At 38.8% G+C, this 21216-nt stretch carries 22 protein-coding genes and 1 tRNA gene; 8 read left to right on the plus strand and 15 right to left on the minus strand.

The annotated features are described in order from the left end of the window. Nucleotides 1-21 precede the first annotated feature (21 nt). The 8 genes from LT090_RS08460 to LT090_RS08490 form a co-directional block, all read right to left on the minus strand. Nucleotides 22-873 carry a DUF4392 domain-containing protein gene (locus LT090_RS08460; protein ID WP_226996455.1) on the minus strand — a complete coding sequence of 284 codons (852 nt, stop codon included), beginning with the start codon at nt 871-873 and terminating at the stop codon, nt 22-24. Between the two features lie 51 nt (nt 874-924). Then, nucleotides 925-1968 (minus strand): 5-oxoprolinase subunit C family protein, encoded by a 1044-nt coding sequence (locus LT090_RS08465; protein ID WP_198360684.1) that lies wholly within the window; start codon nt 1966-1968, stop codon nt 925-927. 2 nt (nt 1969-1970) lie between these two features. Then, entirely contained in the window at nt 1971-2648 is a 678-nt protein-coding gene (gene pxpB, locus LT090_RS08470) for a 5-oxoprolinase subunit PxpB (protein ID WP_068546351.1), read from the minus strand. Then, nucleotides 2649-3374 carry a 5-oxoprolinase subunit PxpA gene (locus tag LT090_RS08475; RefSeq protein WP_198360687.1) on the minus strand — a complete coding sequence of 242 codons (726 nt, stop codon included), beginning with the start codon at nt 3372-3374 and terminating at the stop codon, nt 2649-2651. A 73-nt stretch (nt 3375-3447) separates the two neighbouring features. Next, on the minus strand, nt 3448-4233 hold the full coding sequence (locus LT090_RS08480; RefSeq protein ID WP_068546349.1) for a putative hydro-lyase: 786 nt from the start codon (nt 4231-4233) through the stop codon (nt 3448-3450). A gap of 232 nt (nt 4234-4465) precedes the next feature. Beyond that, the gene (locus LT090_RS17075; protein ID WP_193408699.1) at nt 4466-4603 is read right to left on the minus strand and encodes a hypothetical protein; all 138 of its coding nucleotides are present in this window, start codon (nt 4601-4603) and stop codon (nt 4466-4468) included. Nucleotides 4604-4780: 177 nt separating this feature from the next. After that, nucleotides 4781-6007: a cation:proton antiporter gene (locus LT090_RS08485; protein ID WP_068546348.1), complete on the minus strand. Its 1227-nt coding sequence runs from the start codon at nt 6005-6007 to the stop codon at nt 4781-4783. An 886-nt stretch (nt 6008-6893) separates the two neighbouring features. Then, nucleotides 6894-6984, minus strand: a tRNA-Ser gene (locus LT090_RS08490). Nucleotides 6985-7161: 177 nt separating this feature from the next. On the opposite strand from LT090_RS08490, the gene LT090_RS08495 reads away from it, so the two are divergent. From LT090_RS08495 to LT090_RS08530, 8 genes are all read left to right on the plus strand, one after another. Then, a complete protein-coding gene (locus tag LT090_RS08495) occupies nt 7162-7746 on the plus strand; it encodes a DNA-3-methyladenine glycosylase I (RefSeq protein WP_068546347.1) in 585 nt (194 codons plus the stop codon). 201 nt (nt 7747-7947) lie between these two features. After that, nucleotides 7948-8619 carry a Bax inhibitor-1/YccA family protein gene (locus LT090_RS08500; protein ID WP_089153018.1) on the plus strand — a complete coding sequence of 224 codons (672 nt, stop codon included), beginning with the start codon at nt 7948-7950 and terminating at the stop codon, nt 8617-8619. 135 nt (nt 8620-8754) lie between these two features. After that, on the plus strand, nt 8755-9129 hold the full coding sequence (gene tusD, locus LT090_RS08505) for a sulfurtransferase complex subunit TusD (protein ID WP_068546346.1): 375 nt from the start codon (nt 8755-8757) through the stop codon (nt 9127-9129). Continuing rightward, complete coding sequence (gene tusC, locus LT090_RS08510; RefSeq protein ID WP_068546345.1) at nt 9126-9494, plus strand: sulfurtransferase complex subunit TusC; 369 nt, start codon at nt 9126-9128, stop codon at nt 9492-9494. The genes tusD and tusC overlap by 4 nt, the downstream gene beginning before the upstream one ends. 3 nt (nt 9495-9497) lie before the next feature. Next, nucleotides 9498-9773, plus strand: coding sequence for a sulfurtransferase complex subunit TusB (gene tusB, locus LT090_RS08515; protein WP_068546344.1), 276 nt, complete (start codon nt 9498-9500; stop codon nt 9771-9773). Then, nucleotides 9764-10096 carry a TusE/DsrC/DsvC family sulfur relay protein gene (locus tag LT090_RS08520; protein WP_068546343.1) on the plus strand — a complete coding sequence of 111 codons (333 nt, stop codon included), beginning with the start codon at nt 9764-9766 and terminating at the stop codon, nt 10094-10096. The genes tusB and LT090_RS08520 overlap by 10 nt, the downstream gene beginning before the upstream one ends. Before the next feature lie 117 nt (nt 10097-10213). Beyond that, on the plus strand, nt 10214-10696 hold the full coding sequence (locus tag LT090_RS08525; protein ID WP_332452292.1) for a (2Fe-2S)-binding protein: 483 nt from the start codon (nt 10214-10216) through the stop codon (nt 10694-10696). Nucleotide 10697: 1 nt separating this feature from the next. Further along, a complete protein-coding gene (locus tag LT090_RS08530) occupies nt 10698-12956 on the plus strand; it encodes a xanthine dehydrogenase family protein molybdopterin-binding subunit (protein ID WP_082897156.1) in 2259 nt (752 codons plus the stop codon). A 129-nt stretch (nt 12957-13085) separates the two neighbouring features. Here the strand turns inward: LT090_RS08530 and LT090_RS08535 are convergent, their stop codons facing one another. The 7 genes from LT090_RS08535 to LT090_RS08565 form a co-directional block, all read right to left on the minus strand. Continuing rightward, entirely contained in the window at nt 13086-13451 is a 366-nt protein-coding gene (locus LT090_RS08535; RefSeq protein WP_068546341.1) for a hypothetical protein, read from the minus strand. Between the two features lie 63 nt (nt 13452-13514). After that, nucleotides 13515-14669: a membrane dipeptidase gene (locus tag LT090_RS08540; protein ID WP_068546340.1), complete on the minus strand. Its 1155-nt coding sequence runs from the start codon at nt 14667-14669 to the stop codon at nt 13515-13517. Between the two features lie 114 nt (nt 14670-14783). Next, nucleotides 14784-16064, minus strand: a complete 1281-nt coding sequence (gene serS, locus LT090_RS08545) for a serine--tRNA ligase (RefSeq protein ID WP_068546339.1) — start codon at nt 16062-16064, stop codon at nt 14784-14786. Nucleotides 16065-16077: 13 nt separating this feature from the next. Then, nucleotides 16078-16461: a fluoride efflux transporter CrcB gene (crcB, locus tag LT090_RS08550; protein WP_068546338.1), complete on the minus strand. Its 384-nt coding sequence runs from the start codon at nt 16459-16461 to the stop codon at nt 16078-16080. Beyond that, nucleotides 16458-17825: a replication-associated recombination protein A gene (locus LT090_RS08555; RefSeq protein ID WP_068546337.1), complete on the minus strand. Its 1368-nt coding sequence runs from the start codon at nt 17823-17825 to the stop codon at nt 16458-16460. Before LT090_RS08555 ends, crcB begins: the two co-directional genes overlap by 4 nt. After that, nucleotides 17812-18498 carry an outer membrane lipoprotein periplasmic chaperone LolA gene (lolA, locus tag LT090_RS08560; protein WP_082897155.1) on the minus strand — a complete coding sequence of 229 codons (687 nt, stop codon included), beginning with the start codon at nt 18496-18498 and terminating at the stop codon, nt 17812-17814. Before lolA ends, LT090_RS08555 begins: the two co-directional genes overlap by 14 nt. A 14-nt stretch (nt 18499-18512) precedes the next feature. Beyond that, complete coding sequence (locus LT090_RS08565; protein WP_068546460.1) at nt 18513-21032, minus strand: DNA translocase FtsK; 2520 nt, start codon at nt 21030-21032, stop codon at nt 18513-18515. Nucleotides 21033-21216: the final 184 nt, after the last annotated feature.

Raw genomic sequence — 21216 nt, forward strand, 5'->3', positions numbered from 1 at the left:
TACTTATTAATCTTGCATTCGTTAAGCAAAGCCAGTTAACTTGCGTAACGTTTCAATTATCTCTCTACCGGCAGAAGCTGGTAGGCTATCTTCGGTAAGTTCGTTTAGTCTTGTTACTCCGTCGACACTGCCACGCTTGGAGATAAATTTTAATAAAGCCAATGAATCAACATCGGCTAATAAATCTTTATTCGACCACTTTCCAAGAAAGGCAATGATGCCATAGGCTGCCCAATTTGACACGTCGGCAATCAATAGTTCGTCACAACTTGTTTGCGATGGCGTAATATCTAGTTGCTTGATCGTGTCTTTGATCTTACCCATGCCAATTTCGTTACCTCCATCACCTATTGCAATGGTAGGACAGCTTGCATCAATAACAAAGTAGTCAAAACAGGCGCAGCGTGCACTGATATCTTCACCTCGCATGTTTGCATAATGGCCCTGTGCTGTTAACCCTGGACGTTCGATTGAGATAACCACATCCGGTTGGTATTTTTGTAAAGCTAATTTTGCTTGTTGACGACCGTTTTTAATATCATTAATCGACATTTGTTCACATTTAAAATCGTCTTTTATTGCTTTAAAAAATGGATTACCACAAACCAGCACAGGGTTTGCACCAAGTGATTTTAATGCATTGTATAAAGCGATGGCGCCCACTGGTCCATCTGTTTCAAACGTATCTGCAACAGGAAAACCTGTACCAATTAATATTGTTCCTTTCTTGGAGAACAAGGTTTTGGCCGCTCGATAGTAATAACCAGACTCTAATGCTCTTTGCATTAGCTTCATACCTCGCGGATTTAAAGCAACCATTAAATCTTCAATGCTCTTGCTTAGCTCGATTTCTTGTTGTTCTATATGTTGCAAATTAATGGCCTTGATCTAAATGAAATTAGTAAAATAATCAGTCGTTAGAGATTAAGAGCTAAGAAACGGTATCGTTTTAATACCAATTTTTTCGTGTTTATACCGCTCTAAGTGCAATAGATTATGTGCATCTTCGATACTGATTTGTTCAAACATAATTTTAGCACCAGTTTTACACTGTCCAAGTTTTGCTAAGTCAATGGAAAATACTGACCCTATTTTGGGGTAACCACCAATTGTTTGCCGATCGTTGAGTAATACAATAGGCTGACCATTAGGTGGGACTTGAATCGCTCCAAGGCATATACCTTCTGATAATATCCCGTTAATATTAGGCTTTATTGTCGGCCCTTCTAACCGGTATCCCATACGATCAAAGCTATCACTTACTTGGTACTCACTCGAAAAAAACAATTGTTTTTGTACGTTGCTAAAGGCATCTTGTTGATAGCCTAAGATCACCCTTAAAGTAACCTCATTATGATAACTTGGTTTGTTTTTAACTATGTTATGAGTTTGGCTTTGGCATTGTTTTTGGTTTTGACTTTCTTTTTCACTTTTAATCGCTGTTTCAACACTTGTGCTTTTATCTGAATTGCACGGCAACAAATCACCAACTGCTAATTTATCACCTCTTATACCACCAATATGTTCTCTAACAACCGTACTGGTACTACCAAACATCGGTTTTACCTTAAAACCACCTTTAACTGCTAGATAGCTTCGAACACCTGTTTTCGCAAAACCAATCGCTACTTTATCGCCTTTATTAATGCTTACGCTTTGCCATAACGGTTGCTTTCTACCATTGATGGTAAACGGCATATCGGCACCGGTAACAGCGATTATTGTGTCTATATTTGATTCAAACTCTAATCCACCTAACGAGATTTCTATCGCTGTTAGATTTTCATCGTTTGTACAAAGTAAATTCGCCAATTTGAAAGCATTACAATCAACAGGACCGCCAGTTGTAAGTCCATTATGATGTTGGCCAAATCGACCTAAATCTTGCAGTAACGATAACATCCCTGGTGAAGTTACTCTAAATCCAAGGTGCATTTCGCTATTTGCTTTATTACTAGACGAATTCATGACTATAGCACTCCACCTAATTCTAAAAACTGCTCCCTAGATATGGCTGTGAACTTTACTCTGTTTGCAGAAGAAATTGGCATTGTTGGATTATTGTTGCGGTCAAACATTTGAATTGGACATAGACCGATAATATTCCAGCCACCAGGCGATTGAGCGGGATATACTGCGGTTTGGCGATCTGCTATTGCAACTGCTCCCTTAGGAACCTTTAATCGAGGTGATGCTAATCGAGGCATTGCGATACGCTCGTCAACTTCTCCTAAATAAGCAAAACCTGGGGCAAAACCTATGGCATAGACTCGATATTCGGTTTGTTGATGGATATCAATGACTTGTTCTACCGATAACCCTGATTTTTCAGCGATTAGCGCTAAATCTTGCCCTGATTCTTCAGAATAATAGACTGGCAGGGTAATTAACTCCCCTTCTTTAATTGAGGTATCTGACAGTGATAACAACACTTCTTTAATGGCTGTTTTTGCCGCAAAAGGATCTATCAATAATGGATCGTATATCACTAATAAAGACGCATAGGATGGTATTAAATCAATAAGCTTTTCAGCCAATGTCATTTTTAATTGAGTAGCACATACTTGTATCTGTGCTGAAGTCTCTGTAGATACGGAATCAGCAAAGTAAATGATGTAAGAGTTTTCCCCTGCGATCGATATCTTCATTTAAGAGATGCACTCTCTAATCGCTTCAATGGCATTCACGCCTTCGATATTATCACCGTGAACGCACAAAGTATCAGCAATAATCTCCATTGTATTGCCGCTAACAGTAGTAACCGTACCACTTTCTTTTAACTGTTTTACTTGCGCGAGCATTTTCTCCTTGCTTAGCACTGCTCCCGTTTTATTTCTTGATAGCAGTTTGCCATTGTCGTCATAACAACGATCGGCAAATGCTTCGAACCAAAGTTCAATGCCAACTTCATTTGCTTCTGCAGTATGTTTTTTGTGCTCTGGTGTTGCTTGTAACATTAATACGACATCTTGATGAAAACTTGCAACCGCTGACATAATCGCTAGCCTAACGTCTTGCTTTGCCATCATGTCGTTATAAAGCGCACCATGAGGTTTTACATAGTTAACGCTAAGTCCTTGTGTTGCTGCCATGCCACTAATTGCCGACAATTGATAATGAATCATGGCTCTTATTTCTTCAGTTGAACAATTCATGCTACGACGACCAAAACCGACAATATCCGGATACCCAGGATGAGCGCCAACCATTACGTTATGTTTTTTAGCTAAAGTTAATGTATTCTGAAGAACTAGCGGGTCACCAGCATGAAAACCGCAGGCAATGTTCGCTTGATCAATATGAGGCATTACTTGTTCATCTAGGCCCATCGTCCAAGAGCCGAAACTTTCGCCAAGATCACAATTTAGTAGCAATGACATAATTAATTCTCTCTAATCATCTTTGATTATTATTTTTATATAGTTGTTATAGGCTTTTTTTAGTCTACTATTCTGCTAACGAAGAGTTAGTTAAATCCGTTACCAACATACAGCCTGGGCTATGGGTTATACAAAAAGGAGGCCTTGCTTGTTCTAGTGCTACTTGCGGTGTTACGCCGCAGGCCCAGAAAACAGGATGTTCATTTTCTTTTATTGTTACCCGATCACCGAAATCTGGTTTTTCGATATCACTAATACCTATCAACTTTGGATCGCCAAAGTGTATCGGCGCGCCGTGAACTGAAGGAAAACCGGTACATATTTGTATTGCTCTAATGGTATCTTTTGCGTCAAATGGCCGCATACTCACAACCATTTTGCCTTTAAAAGGTCCTACCGGTGTACAATCGATATCGGTTCTATACATAGGTACATTAACGCTTTCGCTTATATTTCTAACGTCTAAACCGTCAGCAATTAAGCTTTCTTCAAATGAAAAAGAACAACCTAATGCAAAAGTGACTAAATCATCTCGCCAATAATCGGTTATATCGTTAACTTCTTCTGTTAATAGCCCATCTTTAAAAATTCGATAGCTCGGTATATCAGTTCGTAAATCAAGATCCTCGGCAATCCCTTCGAGAAATGTGTCTCCTGGCGAGTTTGATACTGCAATAAGTGGACAAGGTTTGTCATTTAACTCGCAGAATTTGAGGAAGTCGTCAGCCCAGTCCTTTGGTAACATCACTAAATTACACTGAACGAAGCCATGACATAAGCCAGAAGTGTTTTCTTTAAACTTCCCTGCTCTGATTTTTTGTCGAAGCTCTAGAGGCGTGATGTTTTCGTTCATTAACTACCGTTCTTGTTGGTTAAATATGATCGTAGCTTTATTTTGCGATAATGACAGTGGTTTGTATATGTTATTTAAGAATAAATTTAACTTTTCCAACGAGAACTGTATATTCTGTTAGGGTTGAAAAAGTTTAAGCCAATAAAAAACCGCATTGAATATGCGGTTTCTTGGTATTTTCATGAGCTCGCTCAAAAACTTTGCTGTTGTTGAGCCTTAGCCTTTAATGTTTTTAGTCTTCAAGTACTTCGCGTTGCTCCGCTACTTCGATTCTAATATCAAAGTCTCGTGGCCACCCGCTATTGTCAAAATCAAAACTGTCTGAATTTAATGCCGAATTTGTTTCGTTTACTTGGTTTTGTTCTTCCATTATTTTTCTCTCTTTCTTGTTCGTTTGTAATATTATTACGTGGTTTTAAACGAAATAGCAAGATAAAGATGCTCTTTAACGTCTTTATGTAGTTTTATTACAACATTTAAACGGTAAAAGTTTGGTATTAGATTTGGTTTTTCAAAGGTTTAGCTAACGCTAAGATTAAACGCTTAGTTAAAGAACTTTTTTATGTTTATTTCCGTAGCGATTCGCTAAAGGTTGGGCACTGAGGCCATGAGCGATAATACTTAATACTACGGTGACCATAACAACAGCATACACCGTCTCAAATCCCTCTATTGTTCCTATTTCCTTGGTAACGATCAACGCATAAAGAATAGATGCGATCCCCCTTGGTCCAAACCAAGCTATGAATCCCATGGTAGATATATCAATTCTTACTCCATTTACTTTAACTCCTAATAAACAGAACATAGCAGGAATCATGCGAATTAAGGTTAAGCTAAGTATTGCATACACACATACTTCGAAAGTGACATAGTCATAAAGTGCTGGAATAAACGCAACGCCGAAGACGAAGAAACTAATTAATACTAATAACTCCCCCTCGCTTTCTGCAAAGTCCTCTATGTGTTCACGAGTTTTACTACTCGTATTGCCGGCGTATAAACCAGCGAAAAAAGCGGCGATAAAACCGTTACCACCAATTGCTTCAGCTAAATAGAAAGCAATAATCGCCAGTGCTATTGGAATTAAGTTTTGGTAGTTTTCAGTCATCCAACTCTTGTTTACGCTAAGTAGAGAAAGTTTTGCGCCAGCATAGCCAATACCAGCACCAACTAAAGCACCAAAACCAACTTGTTTGATGACAAAACCAATCCAACTGGTATCCGCAGCGTTTGTTAAGCCACTTGTGATCATTGCAACGACCGTGATTACCACTGGAAAAACAATACCGTCATTGAGGCCGCTTTCTACATTAATAGTCGAACGTATGGTCTTAGGAACTTGTGTATCAGTAACAACAGCTTTACCTAGCGCAGCGTCTGTTGGTGCTAATAATAAAGCTAATAGTAATAAATGAAGTGTGGGTTCAGTTGGAAATATAAATTGCGCTACTATAGTTCCAAAAACGATCATTAGTGGCAGGCCTAATAGTAATAATCGTGTAGGTAACTGCCAAGATTGTCGTAATAGTTTTAAATCTAATAACGCTGCATCGCTAAATAATACTAATACCAGCGCTATTTCAGCGATTAGTGTGACAAATTCAGCGTCTATATTTACATCACTGACATCGAGTCCTAACGGAGAAATTAACAACCCAAGGCCGGTGAATACCATTGGGCCAGAAATATTAAAGTTAGCTAACGCTTTTGAGATATAGCCATAGAACAACACGACAAGTGCAATGGTTAAAATCACAATATGTTCAGACATAAACAATCCGCAGTGAATAATATTTATTATTAGATAATAAAAAGACTAACAAGCTATTTAGCAATAGTCCAAATTATAGAGCGGATTAAAAACTAAAAAGTGAGTTAAGCAATTGACCTATAAAGGTATGAGTTGGCTACAAACCCAGATATAAATTAAACTCTAGGACCGAAAAAAGCGCCAACCTTTCGGTTAGCGCTTGCTCTTTATATGGCGGTAAGCTACAGGGATGTGGTGAATATCGAAAATGCAGGAGCGTTTTTCGATAAACTTCAAGGATGAAATTATGTGGTTTTCACATGGATGTGATAAAAACCAGGAGATATCGAACCGCTAAAAAGCAAAAACCCAGCCGAGGCTGGGTTTTCTGTATATGGAGTTGAGATAGGGATTAGAACCCTTTAGGTATGAGTTGGCTACAAACCCAGATATAAATTAAACTCTAGGACCGAAAAAAGCGCCAACCTTTCGGTTAGCGCTTTCTCTTTATATGGCGGTAAGCTACAGGGATGTGGTGAATATCGAAAATGCAGGAGCGTTTTTCGATAAACTTCAAGGATGAAGTTATGTGGTTTTCACATGGATGTGATAAAAACCAGGAGATATCGAACCGCTAAAAAGCAAAAAACCAGCCGAGGCTGGGTTTTCTGTATATGGCGGTGAGATAGGGATTAGAACCCTTTAGGTATGAGTTGGCTACAAACCCAGATATAAATTAAACTCTAGAACCGAAAAAGCGCCAACCTTTCGGTTAGCGCTTTCTCTTTATATGGCGGTGAGATAGGGATTAGAACCCTTTAGGTATGAGTTGGCTACAAACCCAGATATAAATTAAACTCTAGAACCGAAAAAGCGCCAACCTTTCGGTTAGCGCTTTCTCTTTATATGGCGGTGAGATAGGGATTTGAACCCTAGATGGGCTACAAACCCATGCCGGTTTTCAAGACCGGTGCTTTCGACCACTCAGCCATCTCACCTGAATGTGCTGCGAATATTAAGGACTCTTTATAGGCTTGTAAAGTATTAATTTCATTTTTTAGTTTGTTTGCAAAAAAAATAAACAGTTCGCATAATTTTTCTGCTATTTCATATCAGTTTTGCTTGTGCCATAGTTGTTTTATAAGTTTAAACGTTTAATGATAGTGAGAATAAACATGACCTTACCTAATTGTCGATGTCCTTGGCTTGATGAAACAAAGCCTGATTATATTGATTACCATGATAAAGAATGGGGTGTCCCTGTTCGCGACGATAAAACGATGTTTGAATTTCTCATGCTTGAATCTGCCCAAGCCGGTTTAAGTTGGTACACAGTATTAAAGAAAAGAGAAAACTATCGTACTGCATTTGAAGATTTTGACGTTGAGAAAGTAGCTAAGTTTGATGATGCAAAAATTGAAGAGTTACTGTTAAATCCTGGGATTATTCGAAATAGATTAAAGGTAAAGTCTGCAATCACCAATGCTCAACTATTTATAGAGGTACAAAAAGAGTTTGGCAGCTTTTGTAATTACCTATGGGGTTTTGTCGACAATAAACCCATCATTAATGAACTGCATCAACTTTCTGACTACCCTGCTACTAGCGGTCTATCTGACATTATAAGTAAAGATTTAAAAAACAGAGGCTTTAAGTTTGTCGGGTCAACTATCGTATATGCGCACCTACAAGCCTGCGGTATCATTAATGATCATAGTGTTGATTGTTACAGGCGCTTACAAATAATTGAGCAATATTAGCAATTAATACGAGGCTTTTCGTGGAAAAGTAATTTAAACGATGTCATAATATGTCACGTTTAACTATTTACGTAGCTAAATTTATAGGCTATAAAAGTAAACGTAATGGGAAACGCGCATAAAAAAGTATTATCGAAATATTGAACTTGTGCAATTCGTCCCCATCTAAACATAAGTAATTAAGTTTTCAGAGGAAATTTTATGCAATCTCAAATGGGTTTTACTGCTGCTAGTCAAAGTTCAGCAATTGAAATCAACAAAGTTCTACGCAATACCTACATGTTATTAGGTATGACGCTAGCGTTCAGTGCAGTAACTGCTGGTGTTTCAATGGCGATGGGACTATCTCATATTGCGGCTCTAGTAATGACCTTAGTGGCCTTCGGTTTATTATTTGTTGTAAACAAAAAAGCAGACCAAGCAAGCGGTATATACTGGATATTTGCTTTTACTGGTTTAATGGGCGCTTCTCTTGGACCAATGCTTAATGTTTATGCTGGTATGCCAGGTGGTGGTGCATTAATTATGCAAGCCCTAGGCGGTACAGCGTTAATTTTCTTCGCTTTATCAGCATACGCACTTACATCTAAGAAAGACTTCTCATTTATGGGTGGGTTCTTAATGGTAGGGCTAGTTGTTGCTGTTATCGCAATGATCGCAAACATATTTTTAGCTATCCCTGCACTATCACTAGCAATCAGTGCTGCAGTTATTATGATTATGTCTGGTTTGATTTTATTTGATACAAGCCGCATTATTCACGGTGGTGAGCGCAACTACATTCGCGCTACAGTATCGTTATACTTAAACATTTATAATATTTTTGTTCACTTATTACATTTATTAGCTGTTTTATCAGGTAATGATGATTAATAATTGGTAAAAAGTTCGTTATACTAAAAAGGCTCCTAATGGAGCCTTTTTTAATGGTAAATCATAGAGTTATATTTTGAGCCAAACTAAAATTGAACTAAAGCCCTTTTATAAGTAAAGATAAGCGAGAATATCTTGAGCAGTTATGCCCTTGTTGTAACGACAGCACCGACGGAAAATAGAACTAACACTGCATTGCAATATGCTAGTGCATTGGTCGCTGCTGGCCATAGTATAACTGGGATATTTTTCTATCAAGATGGCGTATTAAATGGTAATCAATATATTCAAACACCGAGTGACGAACAAAACTTACTAACGGCCTGGGCTGAGTTTAGCGCACAAACTAACACTGCCCTACACTTGTGTATTACTGCAGCGGAGCGCAGGGGTTTAACGGATAGTAACGACGAGAAATTAAGTCATAATATTCATCAAGCGTTTACTATCTCAGGCTTAGGTGAACTGGCGGTATTAACGGCAAATGCTGATAAGGTCGTGCAGTTATGAGTCATGTTGTTAAACATTATGCGATAGTAAACACACGAGCGAGTTTTGATGCATTAAGTGCGAAAGAGGCACTTGATGCTGCTTTAATATTGGCCAGTTATGAAATGCAAGTATCGATTTATTTTATGGCTGACGGTGTGTATCAAACTCAAGATAATCAAAATCCAGAACTTATTTCTATGAAAGACTTTATCGCGACATTTAAAGCGTTAGGATTTTACGATATTGAGGATATCAATGTTTGCAAACGATCTCTTGAGACTAGAAACCTAGCTCAAGATTTTAGCTTAGAAGACGTAAACGTCTTAGATAAAAATCACTTTACAGAAAAACTTAACCAGGCAGATATCGTACTGACATTTTAATTTATGGCTACTCTACATTTAATTCGAAGTAATGGCTTTACCTGCAGCAAACTTGATCAGTGCCTTAGTGTATTACAGCAACAAGACATCTTGTTGTTGATTGACGATGGCGTGTATAATGTCGCTCATAGTTCGATCGCTACAATAGATAATCAATGGTTTGCACTATCTTCTCATATGCAAGCGAGAGGATTATCGTCAACAGCAGAAAATGTGATCGGGTATCAAAAAATGGTTGAACTCACTGAACAGGCGACTAAAGTAATCACATGGCAATAAACTTTGAAGATAGAAATATCGTTACCGACAAACAAGGTTACTTAACCAATGTTGACGATTGGAGTGAAGCGTTAGCGCCAATTATTGCTGCACAAGAAAATATTGAGCTTACCGAGAATCATTGGCAAGTCGTCATGTTTGTTCGAAATTTCTATTTAACCTACAAAACATCACCCGCTATCAGAGCGCTTACTAAGGCTTTAAAAGCAGAATACGGTGAAGAGAAAGCCAACAGTCGATACCTTTATCGTCTATTTCCAAAAGGCCCTGCAAAACAAGCAACTAAAATCGCTGGTTTACCAAAACCAGCTCGATGCATTTAGCATTTTTTAAAAATCCAATAAATTCATAATTTCTAACAATTAAAGTGATGGATTACATCGCTGCATTTCTTCTGTTTCAGAACAATAGCTGCTATCTTGTATGTCAACGCTTTGTTAATAAAACGCAGGAAGACTATGAAAACAATCACAATTAATAATCAAAGTTTTGATATCGACGTTGAAGAAGATATGCCACTGTTATGGTTTCTAAGGGATAGATTAGAGATAACAGGGACAAAATTTGGTTGCGGAAGTGGATTATGTGGCGCTTGTACTGTGCATGTTGATGGCGTAGCAACTCGCTCATGCATCATGCCAATTGGCACCCTCGCAGGAAAATCAATCACCACTATTGAAGGACTTTCTGAAAATGGCGATCACCCATTACAAAAAGCATGGCTTGAAAATAATGTGCCGCAGTGCGGTTACTGTCAAGCAGGACAAATAATGAACGCTGCAAGTTTCCTTGCAACCAATAAAGAACCTTCTGATAACGATATTGACCAAGCTATGCAAGGCAATATATGCCGTTGCGGTACCTATCAACGAATTAAAAAAGCCATTAAGTCTGCGGCCTACGATTTAGCGAAGGAGGCATAAGATGAATAAGCATGTATCTGATTTACTCCATGAGTATTACCAAACACAGCAAGATGAAGCTGCTGTTATCGAAACTGTCGCTAATACATTTAGTCGAAGAAGCTTCTTGAAAGCGGCTGGCATTGCAACTGGCGGATTAGTCGTTGGCGTTAGTATTCCAAATATTACTATAGCTAAGACAACGGCAGCTGAATTTAATCCAAATGCGTTTATACACCTTAGTGAAAATGGCGATTTACTTATTTACTGTGCTCGATGTGAAATGGGTCAAGGTATCTCAACCGCACTTCCTGCCGTAGTTGCTGATGAAATGGAAGCCGATTGGAACAAAGTGACTATTGAACAAGCTGAAGGTAATGAAGAAAAGTTTGGTTCACAAGCTACCGGTGGCTCTGCTTCTATTCGAAAAATGTATGAACCAATGCGAATTGCCGGTGCAAGTGCGAAAGAAATGTTAATCGCAGCTGCGGCAAAAGTGTGGAACGTTAAAGCTAGTGATTGTTATGCCGAAAATCATTTTGTCATCAACAAACTAAACAATAAAAAGTTAGGTTATGGTGAATTAGCAAGTTTAGCTGCAAATATTGAAGTTCCAGCGTCACCGACATTAAAAACTAAAGATCAATTTAAGTATATTGGTAAAGACCTAGATCGACATGATCAGGGTAAAGTTGTCGTTGGTAAACGCACTTACGGTGTCGATACAAAACTTCCTGGCATGAAATACGCTGCCGTTGTTCATTGTCCTGTTTTTGGTAGCAAACTAGAATCGGTAAACAAAAACAAAGCTATGCAAGTTAAAGGCGTGACTGATGTCGTTATTATCGAACCAATTGCACACCCTTTTAGCTCTGTCGGCGCTGTAGCTGTTGTTGCTGACAATTCCTGGACTGCTCAAAAAGCTGCTAAGTTATTAGAAATAAAATGGTTAGATGGCGACAACAAAGTCTATAACACCAAAGAATATAAAGCAGCGCTTGTAAAAAGCGTTGAACAACCGGCGCAATTAGCTGCTGAACGTGGCGATGTCGATTCTGCATTAAAAAATGCTAAGCATGTAGTTAAAGCAACATATACGGGTGGTCATTTATGCCATGCGCCAATGGAACCAAATGCCAGTGTCGTTTCAGTTACCGATACTGGATGTGAAGTTTGGGCGTCAACACAAAGTCCTGGTGATATACAGAAAGTATTAGGCCAATACCTTGAACGCGAGCCAGCGAGTATTAAAGTTAACGTAATGATGTCTGGTGGTGCGTTTGGTCGTAAGTTTAAATGTGATTACGTACACGAAGCTGCGGTAATATCTAAACAAATTAAAGCACCAGTACAGCTAATTTGGAGCCGTGAAGAAGATATGCGTACTGGCTACTATCATTCTGTGAACGCGCAACATATTGAAGCGTCATTGGATGAAAATGGCAACGTAACGGGTTGGTTACACAGAGCGGCTTTCCCGCCGATTGCGTCACTATTTAATCCAAGTTTAGATCGAGCTCCTGCTAATGCTCTTGGTGAAATTAAAAACCACCCTTTTAATATTCCAAATATGCGAAGTGAATCAGGTAAAGCTGAAGCCCACACTCGTATTGGTTGGTATAGAGCGGTAAATGCAATATTTTATGGCTTTGCTTATGGCACCTTTGCCGATGAATTAGCTCATAAAGCAAATAAGCCGATTGTTGAGTTTTTAAATAATATTTACGACAGTAATCTTAGCAAGAAACAAAACAAAAAAGGTCGCAAACATAAAGCGCAAGTTAATCGTTCGAAAGCGGTATTAGCACTCGCGGCTAAGCATTCTGGTATTGGAAAAGAATTACCTGCAGGTGAAGGGATTGGTATTGCAGTTCATCACAGCTTCCAAAGTTACGTTGCGATGGCAGTACATGTTAAAGTTGATGGTGATAACATTAAGGTATTAAATGTTGATTGTGCTATTGATTGTGGACAAACGTTAAATACTGATGGAGCAACGGCGCAAATGGAAGGTGCAGTGGTAATGGGCATGTCTCTAGCGCTAGCGACTGAAATCACATTTAAAGACGGTGCGGTGGTAAATTCAAACTTCCACAATTACCCTGTAATGCGGATCAGCGATATGCCGAATGTTAGAGTGCATATTATTGATTCTGATGAAAAACCAACTGGTTTAGGTGAACCTGGTGTAGCACCATTTGCACCAGCGTTATCAAATGCAATTTTTGCAGCAAGTGGTAAACGCTATCGTGACTTGCCAATGAAACCTATGCCGGTGTAAGCCTGGGACAATAAAGAGTTTCAAGCCACTAAATAATTAATCCTGACTAATAAAGCCTGACTAAGATAATACATCTTAGTCAGGCTTTTTTTCGCTTTAACTTTCTTGATTCAACTTTAAGTGTTTACTTCAATTTTCAGAACAAATGACAGTTTTGTCTATTGTAACTGTGAACAATATTGCTTTTGTTAATTCGTTCTTTTTTACACTGCCGCATTGTCCAGTTAGTTGGTCACCGTCTTCTAGTTTAAAGTGGTATTGATAACTCCCCTTATTCTGCTCTAATGCATAATAAATAGCTGCTGTAGCGCCTTTCGTAATAGAAGAAAACACAATTTTATTATTTGGTAAGTTAATTGTTGTTTTGTTTATCTCTATCGTTAGTTCATTTTTAATTGATACTTGCGGCATTAACCAAAAATACATTTGATATATCACTGTCAGCAGCAAAGTAGTGACTATTAAGAACTTGGTTGGTTTTAAAATGTTTTTCATTTTACTAGGCTCTAAGCACAAAATTTTAGTATTAAACTCTAATCACTAAACTGCGCATTAGGTTTAACCTAACACGTCAATAAGTACGCGTTGCCAGTTTTTACCCATTATTTTGTCTATTTCAGCTGCGCTAAATTTTGCTTTAGACAATTGGTATTCGATAGAGCGCATGCGTTTAATATGATTAAGCTCTGGTACTACAATGTGATTTACCTCTTTATCAAAGCCAAGCACTCCTTTGTCGCCAACACTTTTCCACCAACTATCGTATCCTTCAATCGCTACCTGGTTATTGTTACCCGACATCAACGCTTTTTCGTGGCCTCTAAGTGGATAATCATTAGCAATGGCAACAGCATCAATACCGGCAACGTTGCGTATATGTTTAAGGTGTTCGATATAATGCTCTGCTCTTGGTATCTTTTCATTCGTTAACCACCAAGACATCATAAACACTCCAAATACTCCGCCGCTATCAGCTATCCCTTTAAGTATGTGATCTGGCGTACAACGAGCATTATTTACTAGTGCCCGTGCTGCGCCATGTGTTTGCACTATCGGTCCTTTGGCAGTAGCTAATGTATCTGTAGCGCTTTCGACACTAGAATGAGATAAATCGATGAGTATGTTTTTGCTTTCTAACTTTTCGATTAGCTCAAATCCTCTTTGGCTAAGGCCACGTTTTTCAACACTCAACGCGCCACCTGCATAAAGGTTATTGTAATGATGAGTTAATTGCAGAACTCTTAACCCTAGGTCATGGAATTCATCGACCTGATTAAGATTAGATTCAACACAATCGGCACCTTGAATTTGCATAAATACCGCACATTTATCTTCAGCTTTCGCGATAGCGATATCAGAGCCTTTATTGGCAATTAGATAAGTGTCAAGGTGAGAATTCATTAACGCAGCTTTTGCTTTAATGCTTTTCATACAAGCTTTATAAGTGCGTTTATAGTTAATGCTACCGTCACTGTTTTCTATTTGCTCTATTGCAGAGATGTCAGCGATAAAGCTATTTAACTGTGACGCTTTAACGTCAATCGGATCATCTGGTACAAAAGACAAGCCGTCGATATAAAGTTTGCCTTGGTCTAGCGTTAAACTGTTTTTCGATTTAAGAATATTACTCGAAGCTGAACAGCCACTAATTGTTGCTAAAACAGAAGCTTTGGCAATATGTTGTATAAACTCTCTTCTTTTTATAGATACCATTGATTAAGTCACTTATATTATTGCTTTGTTTAAGTTTCAAACAAAAATGGCACCTTAAGGTGCCATTTTTAGATAGTTTTGAACGTTATTAGGTATGTACTTATACAAACACTATTAACCGATTTTGGTTAAACCGCCCATATACGGCTGTAATACTGTTGGAACATTGATCGTACCATCTTCATTTTGGTAGTTTTCTAAGATTGCTACCAATGTGCGCCCTACTGCTAAACCTGAACCGTTTAATGTATGTAACAATTCTGTTTTGTTGGTTTCTTTATTACGGAAACGAGCTTGCATTCGACGAGCCTGAAAATCACCCATATTCGAACATGAAGAAATTTCACGGTATGTTTCTTGTGCAGGTAACCAAACTTCAATATCAAAAGTCTTAGTTGCGCTAAAGCCAATATCGCCAGAACATAAAATTACCGTACGGTATGGTAATTCAAGTGCTTGTAGAACTTTTTCCGCATGGCCAGTTAACTCATCTAGCGCTGCAAATGATGTTTCTGGTTTAACTAGTTGAACTAATTCTACTTTATCGAATTGATGTTGACGGATCAAACCACGAATATCACGACCTGAAGAACCTGCTTCTGAACGGAAACATGATGATAACGCGGTAAACTTGATCGGTAGCTCATCTTCATCAACAATTTCATCACGCACTAAGTTAGTTAGTGGAACTTCAGCCGTTGGGATCAAAGAGAATTTTTTGCTACCTAAATCGGTATGAAATAAATCCTCACCAAACTTAGGTAACTGACCAGTACCAAATAGCGAATCATGATTAACTAATAATGGTACGTTAGCCTCAGTATACCCGTGAGTATCGGTATGAAGATCTAACATGAATTGACCAATTGCACGATTTAATCGAGCAATTTGACCTTTCATCACAACAAATCGTGTGCCTGACAATTTAGCGCCACTTTCAAAATCAAGGCCTTTATCAAGGTTTGTTGCTAAATCAACGTGATCTTTAACATCGAAGTCGAAGGTTTTTGGTGTTCCCCAAGTTCGAACTTCAACGTTGTCATCTTCAGATTGACCGTCAGGCACTGATTCGTGCATTAAGTTAGGTAAAGCAGAAACGATATCGTCGATGCGAGTCAATAAAACGTTTAGCTCTTCTTTAGCTAAATCTAATTGCGCACCTAACTGGCCTACTTCAGCTAGCAACGGCTGAATATCTTCACCACGTGCTTTCGCTTGGCCAATTGATTTAGAACGTGTATTACGTTCGTTTTGTAATTCTTGAGTGCGTACTTGAAGTTTCTTACGCATTTCTTCTAACGCATTAAATTGGGCTGTATCAAATTTAAACCCACGTTTAGCAAGTTGCTCTGCAACATTGTCTATGTCTGCTCTAAGCAGTTTTGTATCAAGCATGATCTGTCACTTGTTATTTGTTTGTTATTAAAAACATTCCTAAACCTGCTGCAAAAACACATAGCACCACATTTAATAGAACATTTAACATAGCTTTCATTATCTCACCTTGTTGCATTAACAACAATGTATCTAACGAAAACGTAGAAAAGGTTGTAAAAGCGCCGAGAAAACCAATACCAATCAGCGTTCTGTAAACGGTAACTTCTAAAATACCTTGTTCAATTAATCCGTATAATATTCCCATTATAAGGGAGCCCGATATATTAACGATCAAGGTGGCAAAAGGGAATCCTTTTCCTAGCAAATTTAGCACAATATTTGCAATAAAAAACCGTAAACAAGCACCAGCGGCTCCACCGATTGCGACAAACAAGTAATAATAGGCATTATTCATCGCAATTTGCCCTTAGTATTCTCAGCCGCTTGTTGATCTAATTCTCGTAAGTACTCTATCTTTTCTTTTAACTTTCTTTCCAAACCTCTTTCGGTTGGCTGATAAAAGCTCACCGCGCCGGTCTCTGTTGGGAAATAATTTTCTCCGGCGGCATAGGCGTTAGGTTCATTATGTGCATAACGGTAATCCTTACCGTGCCCTAACCCTTGAGTTAATGGAGATGTGGCATTCCTAAGGTGCAAAGGTACTTCCAAATGGCCAGTTTCTTTGGCAAACGCCCTAGCTTGTTTAAATGCATTATAAACCGCGTTCGATTTCGGCGCTAACGCCATATACACAGTTGCTTGTGCAATAGCTCGCTCGCCTTCAGTTGGACCCACACGATGAAACGTGTCCCATGCATTAATTGCAAGTTGCATTGCTCTTGGATCGGCGTTACCTATATCTTCACTGGCAATAGCTAACAAACGACGGCCAACATAAAGCGGGTCGCCGCCACCTTCTAAAATGCGACAGTACCAATACAGCGCTGCGTCTGGATCTGAGCCGCGCACGGATTTGTGAAATGCACTGATCAAATCATAAAAGTGATCACCGCCTTTGTCATATAGCGCCTGTTTTTCACCAGCGACTTGATTAACAATATCAACATCAATATTCACCTTGTTGTCTTGTTCAGGGCTAATATCAACACAATTCTCGGTCAAATTTAATAATCGTCTGGCATCACCGTTAGCGAGCGCCATTAATGATAACTTGGCTTTTTCGCTAAGGCTAACCTCAAGCTTACCAAGTCCTCGTTCTTTATCGTTTAACGCTTGATTGAGTACATTATCTAAATCTTCTTCGCTAAGTTTTTTTAACAGATAGACTCGACAGCGCGACAACAAGGCTTGGTTTAGCTCAAAGGAAGGATTTTCTGTTGTTGCGCCAATAAAAGTAATGGTTCCATCTTCGATAAAGGGCAAGAATGCATCTTGTTGAGACTTATTGAAACGATGGACCTCATCAACAAACAAAATTGTTCGACGATTTTGTCCTTGCGCTGCCATCTTGGCTTTTTCAATTGATGCACGGATTTCTTTAACACCAGAGGAAACCGCAGAGATGCGCTCAATATTGGCATTTGCATAGGTCGCAATGAGCTCTGCCAGTGTTGTCTTTCCAGTACCAGGCGGTCCCCAGAAAATAAGAGAATGACAAAGACCTTGTTCTATCGCAGTTTTTAACGGTTTGCCGTCAGCCAACAAATGTTCTTGACCAATATATTGATCAAGCTTTCGTGGTCGCATTCTTGCTGCGAGCGGGGCAAAACCTTGTTCAAATTCTATATCTAAAGATAATGAAGCGTTATCGCTGGTCATCAAAGTCTACGCCTTCAGGCAAGTCAAACTTAAATAAATCGTCGCTAGGTAAAGTATTGGATTCTATATTTTCCAAATTAAAGTGACTTAACTGCCCTGTTACGTCCTCAACCGTAAACTGCACAAGATCTTGCTGTACAAACTTAAGGTGTAGCTTTTTAACTTGAGCGTCTTGATCTAAAGACACAATGGTAAATTCGTCTGGATTACTTTTTTTAACTTGATATTGTGCCCATTGTTCATCAGCTAGACCTGATAATAATAAAATTGGCGTATTCGTTACCGCGTTTTCGGCGTTAAATGCAGATACCTGCTCTACAAACGGATTGTAGAACCAAAGTGTTTTACCATCGCTGACAACTAAGGTCTCATCCGGTGCCAAAGTTTCCCAGTAAATTAGATTTGGACGTTTGACCGCAAGTTTACCCGTTGCCGTTTGAATATGATTGCCATCAGCATCAATTACTTGTTGCTCAAAGCTACTGCTAAAACCTTTTACCGCGGTAAGTTTTAACTGTAATTCTGATTTTATTGCGGCATCTTGTTGTAGAACATTGGTTTGAGTCTCAACCTTGTCGGCCGCATAAGCCGAAAATATAATTGCCGGTGTTGCAAATGCACTTAGCGCTAACGCTGATTTTATCACTGAAGTGATTACTAATTTTTTTAACATGTAAACGATTTATCCTAATCTTTTGGTGGCGCAGGCGCTAATACTTCTCTGCTACCATTATGTCCAGCGGCACTTACGACGCCGCTAGCTTCCATATCTTCTACTATTCTTGCCGCTCGGTTATAACCAACTCTAAACTTACGTTGTACGCTAGAAATAGATACTCGTCGTGTTTGTGTTACAAACGCTACAGCTTCGTCATAAAGCGCATCCATTTCATGACCTTCACCTTCGGCTACTTCCCCAGGTAACATATTATCTTCAGTAGTATCACCGGATAATATCTCTTCAATATAATTTGGTTTGCCGCGTTCTTTCCAATCATTAACTACCGCATGAACTTCATGATCATCAACAAAGGCACCTTGAGCACGTAATGGAATACTTGTTCCTTGTGGTAAAAACAGCATATCACCGTTACCTAGTAACTGCTCTGCACCTTGTTGATCCAAAATAGTACGAGAATCAATTCTTGATTGTACCGTTAGCGCCATACGTGTTGGTATATTCGCCTTGATTAAACCGGTAATAACGTCGACCGATGGACGCTGCGTTGCGAGTATCAAGTGAATTCCAGCTGCACGTGCTTTTTGAGCGATACGAGCAATAAGTTCTTCTACCTTCTTACCAACAATCATTATCATGTCAGCAAATTCGTCAACAACGACAACGATACTGGCTAACTTCTCTAACTCTGGCGGAGTTTGATCAAATGCATCAGATGCTTGCCATAATGGGTCAATAATTTTTTCGCCATTTTCTTTGGCGTTTTTAATTTTCTGGTTGTAACCTGATAAATTACGAACACCTAATGCCGACATTAACTTATAACGACGTTCCATTTCTCCGACACACCAGCGCAATGCGTTTGCAGCGTCTTTCATGTCAGTTACAACTTCAGATAATAAATGTGGGATACCTTCGTAAACAGAAAGTTCCAACATTTTTGGATCTATCATAATAAAACGAACGTCATCAGGTGTTGACTTGTATAGCATGGATACGATCATCACGTTAACAACAACGGATTTACCCGAGCCTGTTGTACCAGCAACTAATACATGCGGCATCTTGGCTAAATCGGCAACAATAGGATCACCTGCGATATCTTTACCTAAAACCATGGTTAATGGTGATTTAGAATTATTAAAGATATCACTCTCTATAACTTCACTTAATCGCACCATTTCACGGTGTTTATTTGGGATCTCTAAGCCAATTACAGATTTACCAGGAATTACTTCAACAACTCGAACACTTGCAGCTGAAAGCGCTCTAGCTAAATCTTTTGCTAAATTAGTGATTTTACTCACCTTAACACCAGGAGCTAAGTCTAATTCAAAACGAGTGATGACCGGCCCAGGGAAAACATCCGTTACATTTGCTTGTACGCCGTAGTCAAGTAAACGAGCCTCTACTAAGCGACTTACTTGGTCTAAATCTTCTTGGCTAATTGGGTTTTTAGTGCGCTCCGGTCGGTCAAGTAACTCAATAGTGGGCATACCTTCATAAGTTTCCTCACTAGGTGCTGGTGCGCTAGAGTTTGTGGAATCAGTATTATCATCTTCAACCACAGGCTTTTTAACCGGTGTTAATGCTGCATCTAATGCACTATCACTTATTTCATCGTCGATATTACCTATATTAGGTTCATCGCCCATCAAATCGTCAATTGCGACGAATTCTTCTATTTCATCAAGTTCTTCAACAGTACTGTTATCAATTGCGGAGCCAAATAATTGAGATGCTAAGTCTTCTTGTTCGAATTCTTCAATAATAGTTTCGTCTATTTTGGTCTCAGCCAGATCTTCATTCTCAGCTGTTACTTCACTTTTAGATTTTGACGATTTGGACGGGTTCTTCTCTTTTTTAGAATCATTGTCTGTGGCATTTAAAGGGGTTGAACTAAAGTGTTGTTTAAATTGTATTGCGCTACGTTTAATAAACAACGCACTAACAATGGCCTTTTCACCAATAAAATCAATGATGGTGAAAAAAGATAAGCCAGTGATCAATACAAAACCCGAGCATGTTAATACAATAAATAACAACGAACTGCCGATATAATTAAAATAAGGCATCAATGTCAAAGAAATATAATCGCCAACAATGCCACCAGCGGAAAAGTCATAAATGTCGTTTACATTCATACTTGATATCGAACTAACACCAATAACAAACATGATGCAGCCAATAAACTTAAGCCCGAGAGTAAAAAAATCAATTTCTAATAGCACATGAAATTTTTGAAACAAAAGCCAGCCAACAAACGCTATAAAGAACGGGATCAGATACGCAATTGCGCCAAAAGTAAAAAATAGAATATCAGATAGATAGGCGCCAAACGCCCCAGCGGCATTATTGACTGTTGCGTGATACGCAGTTTGTGACCAACCCGGATCCGATTGATCAAATGTAATTAATGCGACAATGATATAGAGGGAAAAAATGCTAGTAAATATCAGCCCCGCTTCTAGCAGGCGCTGGCTACCACTTAATTTAGTTGATTCAGTTTCAGACAAAGTAGAATCCATAAAGTTATTTTTATTATTAGTGAGTTGACTCAAGGCCAATTGTAACGCTTGTCACAGGCTTGTGCATTATTCCAATGCTAGGTCTACTCTCTGCGTAATTTACTTAATACCAAAATAACAGAAATTTGACTCGGATAAAATATGCAAAGCCGTTAATTTTCAGCTGTTAAGGCAATATAATTGC

The organism is Thalassotalea crassostreae, assembly GCF_001831495.1.
Classification (GTDB): Bacteria; Pseudomonadota; Gammaproteobacteria; order Enterobacterales; family Alteromonadaceae; genus Thalassotalea_A; species Thalassotalea_A crassostreae.

What these genes read in the sequence shown, in the direction of transcription:
- LT090_RS08480 (WP_068546349.1), bottom strand. Translation starts at nt 4,233, where the DNA reads ATGAACGAAAACATCACGCCTCTAGAGCTTCGACAAAAAATCAGAGCA.
- tusB (WP_068546344.1), top strand. Translation starts at nt 9,498, where the DNA reads ATGGCTACTCTACATTTAATTCGAAGTAATGGCTTTACCTGCAGCAAA.
- lolA (WP_082897155.1), bottom strand. Translation starts at nt 18,498, where the DNA reads ATGTTAAAAAAATTAGTAATCACTTCAGTGATAAAATCAGCGTTAGCG.
- LT090_RS08500 (WP_089153018.1), top strand. Translation starts at nt 7,948, where the DNA reads ATGCAATCTCAAATGGGTTTTACTGCTGCTAGTCAAAGTTCAGCAATT.
- LT090_RS08465 (WP_198360684.1), bottom strand. Translation starts at nt 1,968, where the DNA reads ATGAATTCGTCTAGTAATAAAGCAAATAGCGAAATGCACCTTGGATTT.
- LT090_RS08485 (WP_068546348.1), bottom strand. Translation starts at nt 6,007, where the DNA reads ATGTCTGAACATATTGTGATTTTAACCATTGCACTTGTCGTGTTGTTC.
- LT090_RS08555 (WP_068546337.1), bottom strand. Translation starts at nt 17,825, where the DNA reads ATGACCAGCGATAACGCTTCATTATCTTTAGATATAGAATTTGAACAA.
- LT090_RS08565 (WP_068546460.1), bottom strand. Translation starts at nt 21,032, where the DNA reads ATGGATTCTACTTTGTCTGAAACTGAATCAACTAAATTAAGTGGTAGC.
- LT090_RS08530 (WP_082897156.1), top strand. Translation starts at nt 10,698, where the DNA reads ATGAATAAGCATGTATCTGATTTACTCCATGAGTATTACCAAACACAG.
- LT090_RS08495 (WP_068546347.1), top strand. Translation starts at nt 7,162, where the DNA reads ATGACCTTACCTAATTGTCGATGTCCTTGGCTTGATGAAACAAAGCCT.
- crcB (WP_068546338.1), bottom strand. Translation starts at nt 16,461, where the DNA reads ATGAATAATGCCTATTATTACTTGTTTGTCGCAATCGGTGGAGCCGCT.
- pxpB (WP_068546351.1), bottom strand. Translation starts at nt 2,648, where the DNA reads ATGAAGATATCGATCGCAGGGGAAAACTCTTACATCATTTACTTTGCT.
- LT090_RS08535 (WP_068546341.1), bottom strand. Translation starts at nt 13,451, where the DNA reads ATGAAAAACATTTTAAAACCAACCAAGTTCTTAATAGTCACTACTTTG.
- LT090_RS17075 (WP_193408699.1), bottom strand. Translation starts at nt 4,603, where the DNA reads ATGGAAGAACAAAACCAAGTAAACGAAACAAATTCGGCATTAAATTCA.
- serS (WP_068546339.1), bottom strand. Translation starts at nt 16,064, where the DNA reads ATGCTTGATACAAAACTGCTTAGAGCAGACATAGACAATGTTGCAGAG.
- LT090_RS08520 (WP_068546343.1), top strand. Translation starts at nt 9,764, where the DNA reads ATGGCAATAAACTTTGAAGATAGAAATATCGTTACCGACAAACAAGGT.
- tusC (WP_068546345.1), top strand. Translation starts at nt 9,126, where the DNA reads ATGAGTCATGTTGTTAAACATTATGCGATAGTAAACACACGAGCGAGT.
- LT090_RS08540 (WP_068546340.1), bottom strand. Translation starts at nt 14,669, where the DNA reads ATGGTATCTATAAAAAGAAGAGAGTTTATACAACATATTGCCAAAGCT.